The sequence below is a fragment of the Methylobacterium nonmethylotrophicum genome (assembly GCF_004745635.1).
GTDB classification, from domain to species: Bacteria; Pseudomonadota; Alphaproteobacteria; order Rhizobiales; family Beijerinckiaceae; genus Methylobacterium; species Methylobacterium nonmethylotrophicum.
In genome coordinates this window covers 110024-122556 of the sequence record NZ_SRLB01000020.1, presented here as the reverse complement: position 1 = coordinate 122556, position 12533 = coordinate 110024, and the positions used below count along the sequence as shown (strand labels likewise).

The window sequence follows — 12533 nt, the reverse complement described above, 5'->3', positions numbered from 1 at the left end:
GGCAAGATCCCGCTCGAGCTGATCGAGGTCCAGGTCGGCAGCTACACCGGAGAGGACGACATCATCCGCATCGAGGACATCTACGGTCGTGAGTACTGATTGACCATGACCGCCCTCGTCGTCGATGACTCGTTAAATTATCAGTAGAGCGGGTTCGACGACGTGGATGCCGGGTCGTCGGAGACGATCCGGCACACTCGAGGATCTGGAGTGGTGCCCGGTCGCAGCGCTACGGTCCTCGACAGGGCAGTGGGCCGGCAGCATCACTCCCTCGCACCCGCGCCCTCGTCCTGAGGTGACCGGCGATCGGTGCGATCTGTGATCGCCGGCCTCTGAGGATGCCTCCAGGGACCGCATGGACTTCCCGAGCCCGCCTTCGGGGTCGATCCATCGGAGATGGACGTGACACCTCAGGACGAGGTCTGCGGGCAGGAATCCCGTCACCGCTGACAGACCGCACGATCGCGCGCCGTGTTGCAGCCGGATCGGGCGCCGCTCCACCACCCGCCACGCCTGCGACCCGGTGCGGGATGTCGCTCGCCGCGCCGCCTCCAGCGTCCGATGCCGGCTGCGCGCGGGCGCCGTCGTCGTGCCCGCTCGCCGGGCGCCGGCCCCGAGCCGGCTCGCTCCCCATCGGCGGGTCGTCGAGGCGCGCCGGCAGCAGGGTGAGCAGAACGCGCCGGGCCTGATCGCGAGCCTCGCGCCACCGGCGAAGAGATCATCCGGCGCTCGGCCGAGCCACGGCGTCGGGGCGTCGCGGCCCGGGCGCCTTGGGCCCGAAAGCCTTCGGAGACGAAGGACGCCACCGCGTGCGGAGGCTTCGGAGCAGGTGTCGATCGCTCGCGCACAAGGATTCGAGCCGGCCCGGGCCGACGATCGACGTCGTGTCGCGCATCCAAAAGTTCGTGCTTGACGGCCCTCGCGGGTCCGGAATACCGATTGGTATACCGGATCGAATCCCGGGACGGCGGCGCCTCGCCGGCGCCAGTCGCATGCCCGCCGGACCACCCGGGCCGAAGCAGGCATGGCCGGCTTCCGCCTCCCCGCCGGCGGCGGCACGAAGAACAACACGTCGAGCTGGAGGAATGCCCGTGACGAGAGAGCGAACCACGACGCTGTCCAGGCGCCGGATGCTGTCCGGCATGGCCGCTCTGCCGCTGGTGTCGATCGGCTCGTCGCGCGGCAGGGCGGCCGAATTCGTCTGGAAATACGCGACCGGCCAGGATCCGACGCATCCGGTCAACCTGCGCGCCGCCGAGGCGATCGCCCGGATCCGCGAGGCGACGGGGGGGCGCGTCGAGATCAACCTCTTCCCGGCCAACCAGCTCGGCTCCGACACCGACCTCATCTCGCAGGTCCGCAACGGCGGGGTCGAGATCCTCAACATCTCGGCATCGGTCCTCGCGACGCTGGTCCCGTCCTGCGGGATGCTCAACACGGGCTTCGCCTTTCCCGACTACGACCACGTCTGGAGGGCGATGGACGGCGCCTTCGGCGACCACGTCCGCGCACAGATCGCGAAATCCGGCCTGTTCGTCACCGACAAGATCTGGAACAACGGCTTCCGGCAGGTCAGCTCCTCGACCCGGAGGATCGACAGCCCGGACAGCATCAAGGGCTTCAAGATCCGGGTGCCGGTCGCCCCGATGCTGACCTCCCTGTTCCAGTCGCTCGGCGCCAGCCCGACGCCGATCAATTTCAACGAGGTCTATTCCGCGCTGCAGACGAAGATCGTCGAGGGGCAGGAGAACGCCCTGCCGCTGATCTACACGACGAAGCTCTACGAGGTGCAGACCAGCATCTCGATGACGGATCACGTCTGGGACGGGTTCTGGGTCGTCGGCAACCGCCGCGCCTTCTCGGGGATGCCGGCGGACCTGCGCGACATCGTGGTGAACGAGATCAACAAGTCGGCGATCGACCAGCGGAAGGACGTCGTCACGCTCAGCGACAGCCTGCGCGGCGACCTTCGGGCCAAGGGGATCACGTTCGTGGATGTCGACCGTGCCGCGTTCCGCGACACGCTGCGCAAGAGCGGCTTCTACAAGAACTGGCAGGGCAAGTTCGGCGACGACGTGTGGAACAAGCTGCAGGACGTCGTCGGTCCCCTCTGAGAGCCTGGTTGACCCGCAAGGATAACGCCGTGGGATTGTCTTCTATCCCGCTCCCGACCTCATCCTGAGGTGCTGGCGATCGGAGATCGCACGCGATCGAAGATCGCACCCGGAGGGAGCCTCGAAGGAGACCTCCAGAAGTCGGTGCGATCCCTGGAGCCTCCTTCGAGGTCAGCCGATCTCTGATCGCGTGCGATCTCCGATCGCCAGCACCTCAGGACGAGGTTGAGAGTGGGATAAATTTGGCAGGCACGTCAAACAGGCTCCGAGACCTCGGGATGAGGTCGTCGGTGGGATAAAGTCCACCGATCAGTCAAACAGGTTCTGAGGCGGCGTGTCCCGGCATGATCCGCCGCAGCGCGAAGGAGGTCAGAGCATGTCGCAGATGACGGTCATCTACGAGCAGCTCCGGGACGCCATCCTGTCGCTGGAGATGGCTCCGGGCCAGCGGTTCAGCGAGCGGTCGCTGGAGAGCCGCTTCAGCGGGTCGCGCACGCCCATCCGCGCCGCCCTGGCGCGGCTCGAGACCGACGGGCTCGTCGCCCGGGAGGAGCGGAGCTGGATCGTGACGCCGATCTCGCTCGACGAGCTCGAGCAGGCGATCGAGTTCCGGCAGGTGATCGAGGTCGAGGTGGTGAAGCTCGCCTGCGATCGGGCGCGGGAGGCCGACATCGCCGTCATCGAGGAGATCCTCGCCTCCTGCCGGGAGGACGAGTCCCGCGCGGCCTGGCACCGCGTCGGCTCCGACTTCCACGTCGCGCTGGCGCGGCTGACGAGCAATGCCTTCTATATCCGCGCCGTCGAGGACCTGATGATCCGCCTGTCGCGGGCGCGGTGGCTCGAGGTCTGGACGGTGGAGGGGCGCGACCGCTCCTGGGACGAGCACCACGCCATCCTGCGCTTCATCCGCGAGGGCCGCGTCGACGAGGCCGTCGCGGCGATCTCGGGCCATATCGAGGGCGTGCGCTCGCGCAACATCGGCAGCCGGCTGACGGACGCGCCCTCTCATCCGGTTCGCGGCTTCGCCGTCGTGGGAAAGGCATCATGACCCAAAATCCGAACCCCGGCGCCCTCTCCGGGATCCGCGTCATCGAGATGGGCTCGTTCATCGCCGGCCCGTATTGCGGCCAGCTGCTCGCCGATCTCGGGGCCGACGTCGTCAAGATCGAGCCGCCGCGCGCCGGCGACGTGATGCGCCAGTGGGGGGCGGTCCAACTCGACGGCAAGTCGCTGTGGTGGCCGGTCATCGCCCGCAACAAGCGCAGCCTGACGCTCGACCTGCGCGTCCCGCGGGGACAGGAGATCGCCCGCGCCCTGCTTCGGGAGGCCGACATCCTGGTCGAGAACTTCCGCCCCGGCACGCTGGAGAAGTGGGGGCTCGGCCCGGACGACCTGTGGGGGACCAATCCCGGCCTGATCGTCGCGCGGGTCTCGGGCTTCGGGCAGACCGGTCCCTACAGCCGCGACGTCGGCTTCGGGGCGATCGCGGAGGCGATGGCGGGCCTGCGCGCGCTCGCGGGCTTTCCCGACCGGCCCCCGCCCCGCGCCGGCCTGTCGATCGGCGATTCGCTGGCGGGCGTGTTCGCCGCCCTCGGCACGATGGCGGCGCTCGAAGCCCGCCACAGGACCGGCAAGGGGCAGGTGGTGGATGTCGGCATCACCGATGCCGTGCTGGCGGTGCAGGAGAGCGTGCTGTCGGAATACGGCGCGACCGGCGCCCTGCGCCAGCGGACCGGGACGCGGCTGCCCGGCATCGCACCGTCCAACCTCTACCCGACGCAGGACGGGCAGTGGGCGATCATCGGCGGGAACGGGGACGCGATCTTCCGGCGCCTGGCCGAGGCCATGGGCAGCCCCGATCTCGCCGACGATCCGCGCTACGCGACGCACCGCGCCCGCGGCGCCCACCAGGAGGAGCTGGACGACATCGTCGCCGCCTGGACGCGAACGCTGCCGCTCGACGCGCTCCTCGCCCTGCTCAAGCGCGCCGACGTGCCGGCCGGCCCGCTCAACGATGCCGCCGGAATCGTCCAGGATCCCCATTTCCGCGCGCGCGGTGCCGTCGTGGAGGTCGAGGCCGAGGAATACGGCCGCCTCACGATGCAGGGCGTGGCGCCGCGGCTCTCGGAGACCCCCGGGGCAGTGCGGTGGGCCGGGCCGGCGCTCGGGCAGCACACGCACGAGGTCCTGTCCGAACGGCTCGGCCTGAGCGCCGACGACATCGCGACGCTCGAGGCCGACGGCGTGATCTGATCGCGCCGCGACGCCACCGCCCGATTCACCAACGGAAGGCAGCCCCTTGTCCGACATCGCGATCTTCACGGCCATCCAGCGGCTGGTGCACGGCAGCGGCGCCCTCAACCAGCTCGCCGAGGAGGTCGACCGCTTCGGCCGGCGCCGGATCCTGCTGGTCACGGATCCGGGCCTCGTGAAGGCCGGCATCGCCGGACGCGCCCTCGACCGGCTGGCGGGACGCGACGTCGAGGTCTTCCCGGACGTCGAGCCCGACCCGAGCATCGAGACCGTGGTCGCCTGCGCCGACCGGGTGCGGGCGCTCGGATGCGACCTGATCGTCGGCCTCGGCGGCGGCAGCGCCATCGACACCGCCAAGTGCGCTTCCGTCATGGCCACCAACCCGGGCCGGGTCGAGGATTACCTCGGCATCGACAAGGTAGCGGTCCCGGGGGTCCCGAAGATCATCGTCCCGACGACCGCCGGCACCGGCAGCGAGGTGACGAACGTCGCCGTGCTCAGCCTGAAGGCGCAGCACACCAAGAAGGGCATCGTCAGCCGCTACCTGCTCGCCGACACGGCGATCCTCGACCCCGAGCTGACGCTCGGGCTCCCGGCCGCGGTGACGGCGGCCACCGGCATGGATGCCCTGACGCACGCGATCGAGGCCTATGTCTCGCGCTTCGCCCAGCCGATGACCGACGACTTCGCCCTCAAGGCGATCCGCCTGATCGGCGAGAACCTGCGGACGGCCGTCCATCATGGCCAGAACATCCGGGCGCGGGACGCGATGCTGACGGCGAGCCTCTATGCCGGCTACGCCTTCGGCAGCGCCGCGACCGGGATGGTGCACGGCCTGGCGATGCCGCTCGGCGGTCAGTTCAACATCCCGCACGGCATCGCCAACGCCGTGCTGCTGCCCCACGTGATGCGCTGGAACCTCGTCGCGGCCCTGCCGCGCTACCGCGACGTCGCGGCGGCCCTGGGCGAGACGGTCGGCCATCTCTCCGTCCGCGAGGGCGCCGAGCGGGCCGTCGCGGCGGTCGAGGCCCTGTCGCGCGACGTCGGCATCCCGGTGCATCTCGACGACCTCTCGGTGCCGCGCAGCGCCATGGACGCGCTCGCCCGCGACGGCATGACCAATGTCCGCCAGATCCGCCCGAACCCGCGCGACGTCACCTACGAGGGCCTGATGGACATCCTCGCGCGCGCCTTCCGGCCGGAGGCCTGACGATGCGGCTGCCCGCCTTCGCCCACATCACCGAGGTCGGTCCCCGCGACGGCCTCCAGAACGAAGCCCGCGTCATGCCGACCGAGGACAAGGTCAGGCTGATCGCGCAACTGGCGGCCTCGGGGATCGGCGAGATCGAGGTGACGTCGTTCACCCATCCGGCGTGGATCCCGAACCTCGCCGATGCCGAGGAGGTGGTGCGGGCGACCCGCCACCTGCCGGTCGGTGCCTACGGGCTCATCCCCAACAGGCGCGGCATGGAGCGGGCGCAGCGCGCCGGCCTCACCGGCATGACCTTCGTGTTCTCGGCGACGGACGGTCACAACCGGCGCAACCTCAACCGCCCGACCGAGGAGTCGCTGGCGGAGATCCTCGACCTGCACGCGGCCGCCGCCGCGGACGGGTTGCGCCGGCGGATCTCGCTGTCGACGGTGTTCGGCTGCCCCTTCGACGGCGCGGTGCCGGACGCGCGCATCCACGCCATCGTGGCCCGGCTCGTCGCGGGCGGGTGCGAGCGGATCGGCCTGTGCGACACGATCGGCGTCGCCGACCCGGTACAGGTCGACCGGCTGTCGCGGGGGCTGATCGCGCGCTTCCCCGGCATCGTGTTCGAGCTTCACCTGCACAACACCCGCGGCTGCGCCCTGGCCAATGTCCTGGCCGGCCTGCAGGCCGGCATCGTCCATTTCGACACCGCCATCGGCGGTCTCGGCGGCTGTCCCTACGCCCCCGGCGCCACCGGCAACGTCGCGACCGAGGACGTGGTGTCGATGCTCGAGGCGATGGGCGTCCGCACCGGGATCGACCAGGCGGCCCTCCTGGCGAGCGACCGCCGCCTCGCGGAGTGGCGCGGGACGCCCCTCGACAGCGCGGTCTGGCGCGTCGCCCAGCGCTGCCCGCCCGAGAGCGCAGCCGTGCCGTGACCGTTCGGCCCGCGCCTGAGCGGCCGACGGCGCCGCGACGACACCGGACAAGCCAAGTGCTGCGATCCGCGTGGTGCCCCGGCCCGCTGCCCTGAACAGGGCGGCGCTCGTGCCGCGCCGGCTCCAGGGCACCCCGCACGAAGCCTGCGTCAGCCCGGCGGATGCTGGATCCGCGTATCCGGAGCGGGCCGCCAGGGACCCGCGCGGCCGGTTCTCCCTCATCAGACCCGCATGATCGCCGCGATCGGCGCCTCCCCGGGCGCGCATTGGTGCTCGGTCCCCCCCGACACGAAGATGGCCGGATCGCCGGTGACCGAGGCGATGACCGCGCCGAGGGCCGCCCGGGCGTGGCGCTCGTAATGGATGTCGGCATCCGACAGCATGGTGTTGCGCCGCCCCCGGATGCGCCCGGTCGGGCTCGCCTCGGCCTTCGCGAACACCGCCGCGATCCGCGACCGCGCCGCCGCATCGAGGCGGCCCATTCCGGGCGAGCCCGTCGCGAGGCCGGCGCCGTCCATGGCCGCGAGCACGGCGTCGGCGTCGATGACGTCGCGCAGGACCGCGTGCCCGATCCGGAAGTCGCTGGTGGCGGCGGGCGCGTTGCCGAACAGCAGCACCTCGCAGGCGGTCAGCTCGCCGCCGGCCGAGGTCGACGCGACGGTGCTGAAAAGGTCGAGGCGCCGGGCGATGGCCGCATCGCTCAAGGCCTCCTCCGCCACCTCGCCGAGGGCGAGCGCGACGCCGAGCGCCGTGGCCCCGCGGGCATAGGGCTTGGAGCCGTTCGGATCGCGGGTCACGGTGGCCCGGCCCCGGGCCTCGGCCTCGGCCACCGAGGCCGGGGTCAGGAGCGGGCCCTTCACCTGCACGTAATGGACGTCCGCGGGGTCGGCGATGCCGGCCTCCGCGAGGGCGACGCGGACGGCCCGCGCCACTTCGCGCACCTGCACCATCGTGCCGACCTCCTCGGGCAGGATGGTCCGGGTCGTGGCGATGCCGAGGGCGAGGCGCTTGTCCCCGGCGACCGGAGGCACGGTCGACGCGTCCCGGGTCAGCACGGTGGCGTGGGGCGACAGCACCCCCTCGGTCCCGCCCGACCACACGAAGGCGATCCTGTGCCCGACCTCCTCCGGCGAGAGGCCGAGGAGCGGGGCCAGCAGCAGCTGGTAGGACAGGGTGGCGTAGCCGCGGGTAAAGTCGTTGGCGCCGCCATTGCCCTCGGTCTTGCCGATCAGCGCGACGATGCGGGCCGGGTCGACCGTCCCGGCCGCGATCAGGGCCGCGAGTTCCGAGACGTCGTTGGGGGCCGCCATCGCGACCTTGTGCACACCGATCTTCATCACGATCCCTGTCTCATTCGCGCCGGAAGGGCGTGCCGATCGCCGCCGGCAGCCGGGCGGCGCGGCCGATGCCGGCGAGCGCGACCAGCGCCAGGGCGTAGGGCATCATCTGCATCACGTAGGACGAGACCGGCAGGCCCCAGCCCTGCGCCCGCAGGGCGAGGGCCGAGACCAGGCCGAAGACGAGGCAGGCGAGCGCCACGGGCACCGGGGCCCAGCGCCCGACGATGAGCGCCGCGAGCGCGATGAACCCGCGCCCGTGGGTCATGCCGTCGGTGAAGCTGCCGACCTGCTGGAGCGACAGGGCCGCGCCGCCGAGCCCCGCCAGGGCGCCGCAGGCCAGGATCGACCAGACCCGCACCCGGACCGGATCGGTGCCGGTGGCGAAGACGGCCTGCGGGTTCTCGCCGGCCGCCCGCACCAGGAGGCCGGCCCGGCTGCGGGCGAGGACGAGGCCGAGGGCGACGGCGAGGACGACCGCCAGATAGGTGAGCGGCGGCTGGCCGAACAGGACCGGCCCCAGGACCGGGATGTCGTGGAGGAACGGCACCGGCCAGGGCGCCAGGACGGGAAAGCGCACCACCGGGGTGCGGCCCCCGGCGAGCGCCCGCAGCAGGTAGCTCGTGAGCCCGGCGACCAAGATGTTGACCGCCAGCCCGGTCACCATCTGGTCGGTGGAGAAGCGCGTCGTCGCCACGGCGACGAGGCTCGCCACCAGCATGCCGGCGGCGGCCGAAGCCAGGAGCCCGGCCAAGGGCCCGGCCAAGGGCCCAGCCAAGGGCCCGGCCGGAGCGCCCGCCGCCATCGCGGCGACCGCGGCCCCGAAGGCGCCGGCGAGCATCATGCCCTCGATCGCCACCGCGAAGGTGCCCGACCGCTCCGACAGGATGCCGCCGAGGGCGGCCAGCAGCAGGGGCGTGGCGATCCGCACCGCGGCGGCGAGGAGGTCGGTCAGGAGGGCGGCGTCCATCTCAGGCGCCCCCCCGGCGGGCGCGCAGGCCCAAAGCGCAGAGCACGAACACCATGGTCAGCCCCTGGATGATCGGCACGAGGGAGGAGGGGACGCCGACCTGCCGCTGCATGGCCAGCGCCCCGGCCTCGAGGAGGCCGAACAGCAGGCCGGCCGGCAGGGCGGCCAGGGGGCTGGCGCCGGCGAGCAGCGCGATGCCGATCGCCGTGAAGCCGAGGCCGTTCGAGAAGCCCTCGATCAGGCGGCGATGGACGCCCAGGACCTCGATGCCCCCGGCGAGGCCCGCGAGCCCTCCGGCGATCAGCATCACCGAGACCAGCGTGCGGGCCGGGCTGACGCCCGCATAGACCGCCGCGGCCCGGCTGGCGCCGACGAGCCGCAAGCGGAAGCCGAAGGTGGTGCGCCAGAGATAGACCGAGCCGAGGACGGCCGCGACCGCGGCCAGCCCGATGCCGAGATGCATCGTGCCGGTGAGGCGCGGCAGCCAGGCCCCGGCCGGCAGGAGGGGCGATTGCGGGAAGCCGGCGCCGGTCTCGCCGAGATCGCCCTTCAGCGCCTCGGCGACGAGCAGGAGGGCGATGAAGTTCAGGAGGAGCGTGCACAGGACCTCGTGAACGCCGCGCCACAGCCGGATCAGCGCCGCGAGGCCGGCCCAGAGCGCCCCCGCCGCCGCCCCCGCCGCCAGGCAGGCCGGAACCAGGGCGCCAGCCGGCAGGGGCACCGACAGGGCGACCCAGGCGGCCGCGAGGCCGCCCAGCGCGATCTGCCCCTCGCCCCCGATATTGATGACCTTCGCCCGGAAGCAGAGGGCGACGCCGACGGCGGTGAGCACGTAGGGCGTCGCCTTGTTGAACGCGAAGGCGATCCGGTCGGGAGAGCCGAGGGCGCCGCCGAACAGGGCGAGATAGGCGGCGGCCGGGTCGCGGCCGGTGGCCAGGATGAGGCCGGCCCCGACCGCGAGGGCGAGGAATACGGCGCCGAGCCCGGCGAGCAGCGCGCCCGCCGCCTCGCCGCGCAGGCGACCGGACATCGGAGCGGCCGGCGCCGCCGGGCCGGGGAGCGGGGACGCGCTCACGGGACCGCGCTCATGCGGCGAGCCTCTCCGCCTCGGGCGCCCAAGCGTCCCGGTCGCCGGCCATCAGCAGGCCGACCCGCACGAGGTCGAGCTGCGCCCGCCGGACGGGCCGTGACAGACGCCCCGCATGGAGGACCGCGACGCGGTCGCCCATCTCCAGAACCTCCTCGAGCTCGGCCGAGACGTAGAGGATCGCGCCCCCGGCCGCGCGCAATGCCCGGATGGCGTCCTGCACGAAGCGGGTCGCGCCGGGATCGAGCCCCCAGGTCGGCTGGACCGCCACGAGGGCGCGCGGCCCGCGCCCGATCTCCCGGGCGATGACGATCTTCTGCTGGTTGCCGCCCGACAGCGAGCGGGCCGGCGCCGCCGGGCCGGCGCAGCGGATCCCGTAGGCGGCGATACGCTCCCGCGCGCGCTCGCGGAAGGCTTCGCCGTCGAGCCAGGCGCGCCGGCTGAAGGGCGGCCGGGCGACGTCGCGCAGCGCCAGGTTCTCGGCGACGGTCATCCCCGGCACCAGGCTGGTGCCGCCCCGGTCCACCGGCACGTAGGCGAGGCCGGCGGCGAGGCGCGCGGCCGGACCGCGGCCGGTGAGATCCTCCGCGTCGAGCCGCACGCGCCCGCGGGCCGGGCGCAGGCCCGCCAGCGCCTCGGCCAGCTCCGTCTGCCCGTTGCCGTCGATGCCGGCGACCGCCAGCACCTCGCCCGCCCGGATGTCCAGGCTGACGGCCGACAGGGCGATGCCCGGTCCGCCGGTCGTGAGGCTGTCCGCCGCGAGCCGCACCGGGCCGGGCGGGCCTGCCGGTGCCGCCGGGACGGCCGGCATGGCGCGCCCGACCATCAGGCGGGCGAGGTCGGCCCGGTCGGTCCCGGCGACGGGACGGCGCCCGGCGACCGCGCCGTCGCGCAGGACCACCACCTGGTCGCACAGCTCCAGCACCTCGCCGAGCTTGTGCGAGATGAACACGACGGAGCGTCCCTCGCCGGCGAAGCGGCGCAGGATCGCCAGCAGGGCACCGACCTCCGGGGCCGACAGGTTCGAGGTCGGCTCGTCCATGATGAGCAGCTCGGCGCCGCCGAGGATCAGCTTCACGATCTCGACGCGCTGGCGCATGCCGAAGCTCAGGGACTCGACGGCGGCATCGGGATCGAGGTCGAGGCCGTAGGCACGGCTCGCCCGGGCCAGCTCCTCGGCCGCCGCGCGCCGGTCCGGCCACGCCCCCTTCCCGGGCAGGCCGAGGAGGACGTTGTCGAGCACGCTCATCGCCTCGGCCAGCATGAAGTGCTGGTGGACCATGCCGATGCCGGCCCGGCGCGCATCGGCCGGCGAGCGGATCTCGACGCGCTGCCCCTTCAGCACGATCCGGCCGTCGTCGGGCCGGACCATGCCGAACAGGATCTTCATCAGGGTGCTCTTGCCCGAGCCGTTCTCCCCCAGCAGGCCGAGGATCTCGCCGCGCCGCACGGTGAGGTCGACGCCGCGATTGGCCTGGACCGTGCCGTAGGCCTTGGAGATGCCGAGCATCTCCAGCATCGGCGCGGCGCCGCTCCCGTCGTCGGGCGCCATCGATCAGACGCCGCCGCGGGCATCGGCCCGGGTCACCTCGACCTTGATCGCGCCGGAGGCGAGCTTCGCCCGGGCCGCCTCGAGCGCCGCGACCGCCTCCGCCGGCACCTTCGGGTTGAAGGGCGTGCCGTCCTGGTAGGCGAAATCGGCGCCGGTCGAGCCCGGCGTGCCGAGACCGTAGACCTGGAACTTGCCGCCGAGGGTCCCGGCCTTCGCGGCGTCGCCGGCGCTGCCGTACATGTCGCCCCACTTCTCGATGATGTTGGTGGCGACGGCCTCGGGCGCGATCGCCGAGTGGCCGAGGCTGCGGCCGGACGCCATCACGCCCTTCTCCTTGGCGGCCTGGATGATGCCGGCCTGCCCGGCATTCAGCTTCCCGAAGATGAAGTCGGCGCCGCCCGCGATGAGGCTGAGCGCCGCCTCCTTGGCCTCGGCGGCGTCCTCCATGTTCTGGATGTAGACGACCTTGACCTCGATGGCCGGATCGACGCTCTTGGCGCCCTTGCGGAAGCCGCCGACCTGCGCGACGACGTTGGGCAGGCCTTCGAGGCCGTTCACCGAGCCGACCTTGCCGGTCTTGCTCATCTTGGCGGCAAGCACGCCCATCAGATAGCCGAACTGCGCGTTGTCGTAGTCGATCGACGCGACGTTGGTGCCGGCCCCGGCCGAGCCCGAGCCGACGACGAAGACGGTCTTGGGGTAGTCGGGCCCGACCTGCTGGGCGGCGGAGAGGAAGCGTCCGGTATGACCGATCACGAGGCCGTAGCCCCGTCCGGCATAGTCCCGCATCGCCTCCGCCATGTCGGCCGGGGCGACGTTCTCCGAATAGGCGACCTCCCAGCCCTTGGCCTTGAGCCGCTCGGCGCCCTGGTAGCCGTTGGCGTTCCAGCTCTGGTCGTTGATCGAGCCCGGCAGCAGGATGGCGGCCTTCTCCGCCGCCGCGGCGCTCCCGGCGGCCTGCGGCAGCAGCACCGCCGCGAGGGCGAGCAGCGCGGCCTTGCGGCGTGACATGACCTTGCGACCATCGATCGTCATCTTGAAGCCCCATCGCGAAGGAGAAGGTCGCGTCGGAGCGGACCTTCGATCA

11 protein-coding genes are annotated in these 12533 nt (G+C 72.5%); 6 read left to right on the top strand and 5 right to left on the bottom strand.

From position 1 onward, the window contains the following. The 6 genes from EU555_RS24475 to EU555_RS24450 all read left to right on the top strand — a co-directional run. The coding region (locus EU555_RS24475; RefSeq protein ID WP_135417827.1) for a hypothetical protein at positions 1-99 on the top strand (99 nt) is incomplete at its 5' end. A gap of 986 nt (positions 100-1085) precedes the next feature. Continuing rightward, positions 1086-2114 carry a TRAP transporter substrate-binding protein gene (locus EU555_RS24470; protein ID WP_135417826.1) on the top strand — a complete coding sequence of 343 codons (1029 nt, stop codon included), beginning with the start codon at positions 1086-1088 and terminating at the stop codon, positions 2112-2114. 376 nt (positions 2115-2490) lie between these two features. Further along, positions 2491-3162 carry a GntR family transcriptional regulator gene (locus EU555_RS24465; RefSeq protein ID WP_135417825.1) on the top strand — a complete coding sequence of 224 codons (672 nt, stop codon included), beginning with the start codon at positions 2491-2493 and terminating at the stop codon, positions 3160-3162. Next, a complete protein-coding gene (locus EU555_RS24460) occupies positions 3159-4367 on the top strand; it encodes a CaiB/BaiF CoA transferase family protein (protein ID WP_135417824.1) in 1209 nt (402 codons plus the stop codon). The genes EU555_RS24465 and EU555_RS24460 overlap by 4 nt, the downstream gene beginning before the upstream one ends. Before the next feature lie 46 nt (positions 4368-4413). After that, on the top strand, positions 4414-5577 hold the full coding sequence (locus EU555_RS24455) for an iron-containing alcohol dehydrogenase (RefSeq protein WP_135417823.1): 1164 nt from the start codon (positions 4414-4416) through the stop codon (positions 5575-5577). A gap of 2 nt (positions 5578-5579) precedes the next feature. Beyond that, the gene (locus tag EU555_RS24450; protein WP_135417822.1) at positions 5580-6500 is read left to right on the top strand and encodes a hydroxymethylglutaryl-CoA lyase; all 921 of its coding nucleotides are present in this window, start codon (positions 5580-5582) and stop codon (positions 6498-6500) included. A 221-nt stretch (positions 6501-6721) separates the two neighbouring features. On the opposite strand, the gene atzD is transcribed toward EU555_RS24450, so the two are convergent. Genes atzD through EU555_RS24425 form a run of 5 tightly spaced genes read right to left on the bottom strand, consistent with a single transcriptional unit; the run spans position 6722 to position 12457 of the window. After that, positions 6722-7837: a cyanuric acid amidohydrolase gene (atzD, locus tag EU555_RS24445; RefSeq protein WP_135417836.1), complete on the bottom strand. Its 1116-nt coding sequence runs from the start codon at positions 7835-7837 to the stop codon at positions 6722-6724. A gap of 13 nt (positions 7838-7850) precedes the next feature. Next, positions 7851-8807 (bottom strand): ABC transporter permease, encoded by a 957-nt coding sequence (locus EU555_RS24440; RefSeq protein WP_135417821.1) that lies wholly within the window; start codon positions 8805-8807, stop codon positions 7851-7853. Position 8808: 1 nt separating this feature from the next. Continuing rightward, entirely contained in the window at positions 8809-9882 is a 1074-nt protein-coding gene (locus EU555_RS24435) for an ABC transporter permease (protein WP_135417820.1), read from the bottom strand. A 10-nt stretch (positions 9883-9892) separates the two neighbouring features. After that, on the bottom strand, positions 9893-11446 hold the full coding sequence (locus EU555_RS24430; RefSeq protein WP_135417819.1) for an ABC transporter ATP-binding protein: 1554 nt from the start codon (positions 11444-11446) through the stop codon (positions 9893-9895). 3 nt (positions 11447-11449) lie between these two features. Next, complete coding sequence (locus tag EU555_RS24425) at positions 11450-12457, bottom strand: BMP family protein (RefSeq protein WP_167858648.1); 1008 nt, start codon at positions 12455-12457, stop codon at positions 11450-11452. Between the last annotated feature and the right edge of the window lie 76 nt (positions 12458-12533).

Excerpts from the sequence above, each read along its gene's own strand:
- EU555_RS24470 (WP_135417826.1), top strand. The coding sequence starts at position 1,086 with ATGCCCGTGACGAGAGAGCGAACCACGACGCTGTCCAGGCGCCGGATG.
- EU555_RS24465 (WP_135417825.1), top strand. The coding sequence starts at position 2,491 with ATGTCGCAGATGACGGTCATCTACGAGCAGCTCCGGGACGCCATCCTG.
- EU555_RS24460 (WP_135417824.1), top strand. The coding sequence starts at position 3,159 with ATGACCCAAAATCCGAACCCCGGCGCCCTCTCCGGGATCCGCGTCATC.
- EU555_RS24450 (WP_135417822.1), top strand. The coding sequence starts at position 5,580 with ATGCGGCTGCCCGCCTTCGCCCACATCACCGAGGTCGGTCCCCGCGAC.
- atzD (WP_135417836.1), bottom strand. The coding sequence starts at position 7,837 with ATGAAGATCGGTGTGCACAAGGTCGCGATGGCGGCCCCCAACGACGTC.
- EU555_RS24440 (WP_135417821.1), bottom strand. The coding sequence starts at position 8,807 with ATGGACGCCGCCCTCCTGACCGACCTCCTCGCCGCCGCGGTGCGGATC.
- EU555_RS24430 (WP_135417819.1), bottom strand. The coding sequence starts at position 11,446 with ATGGCGCCCGACGACGGGAGCGGCGCCGCGCCGATGCTGGAGATGCTC.
- EU555_RS24425 (WP_167858648.1), bottom strand. The coding sequence starts at position 12,457 with ATGTCACGCCGCAAGGCCGCGCTGCTCGCCCTCGCGGCGGTGCTGCTG.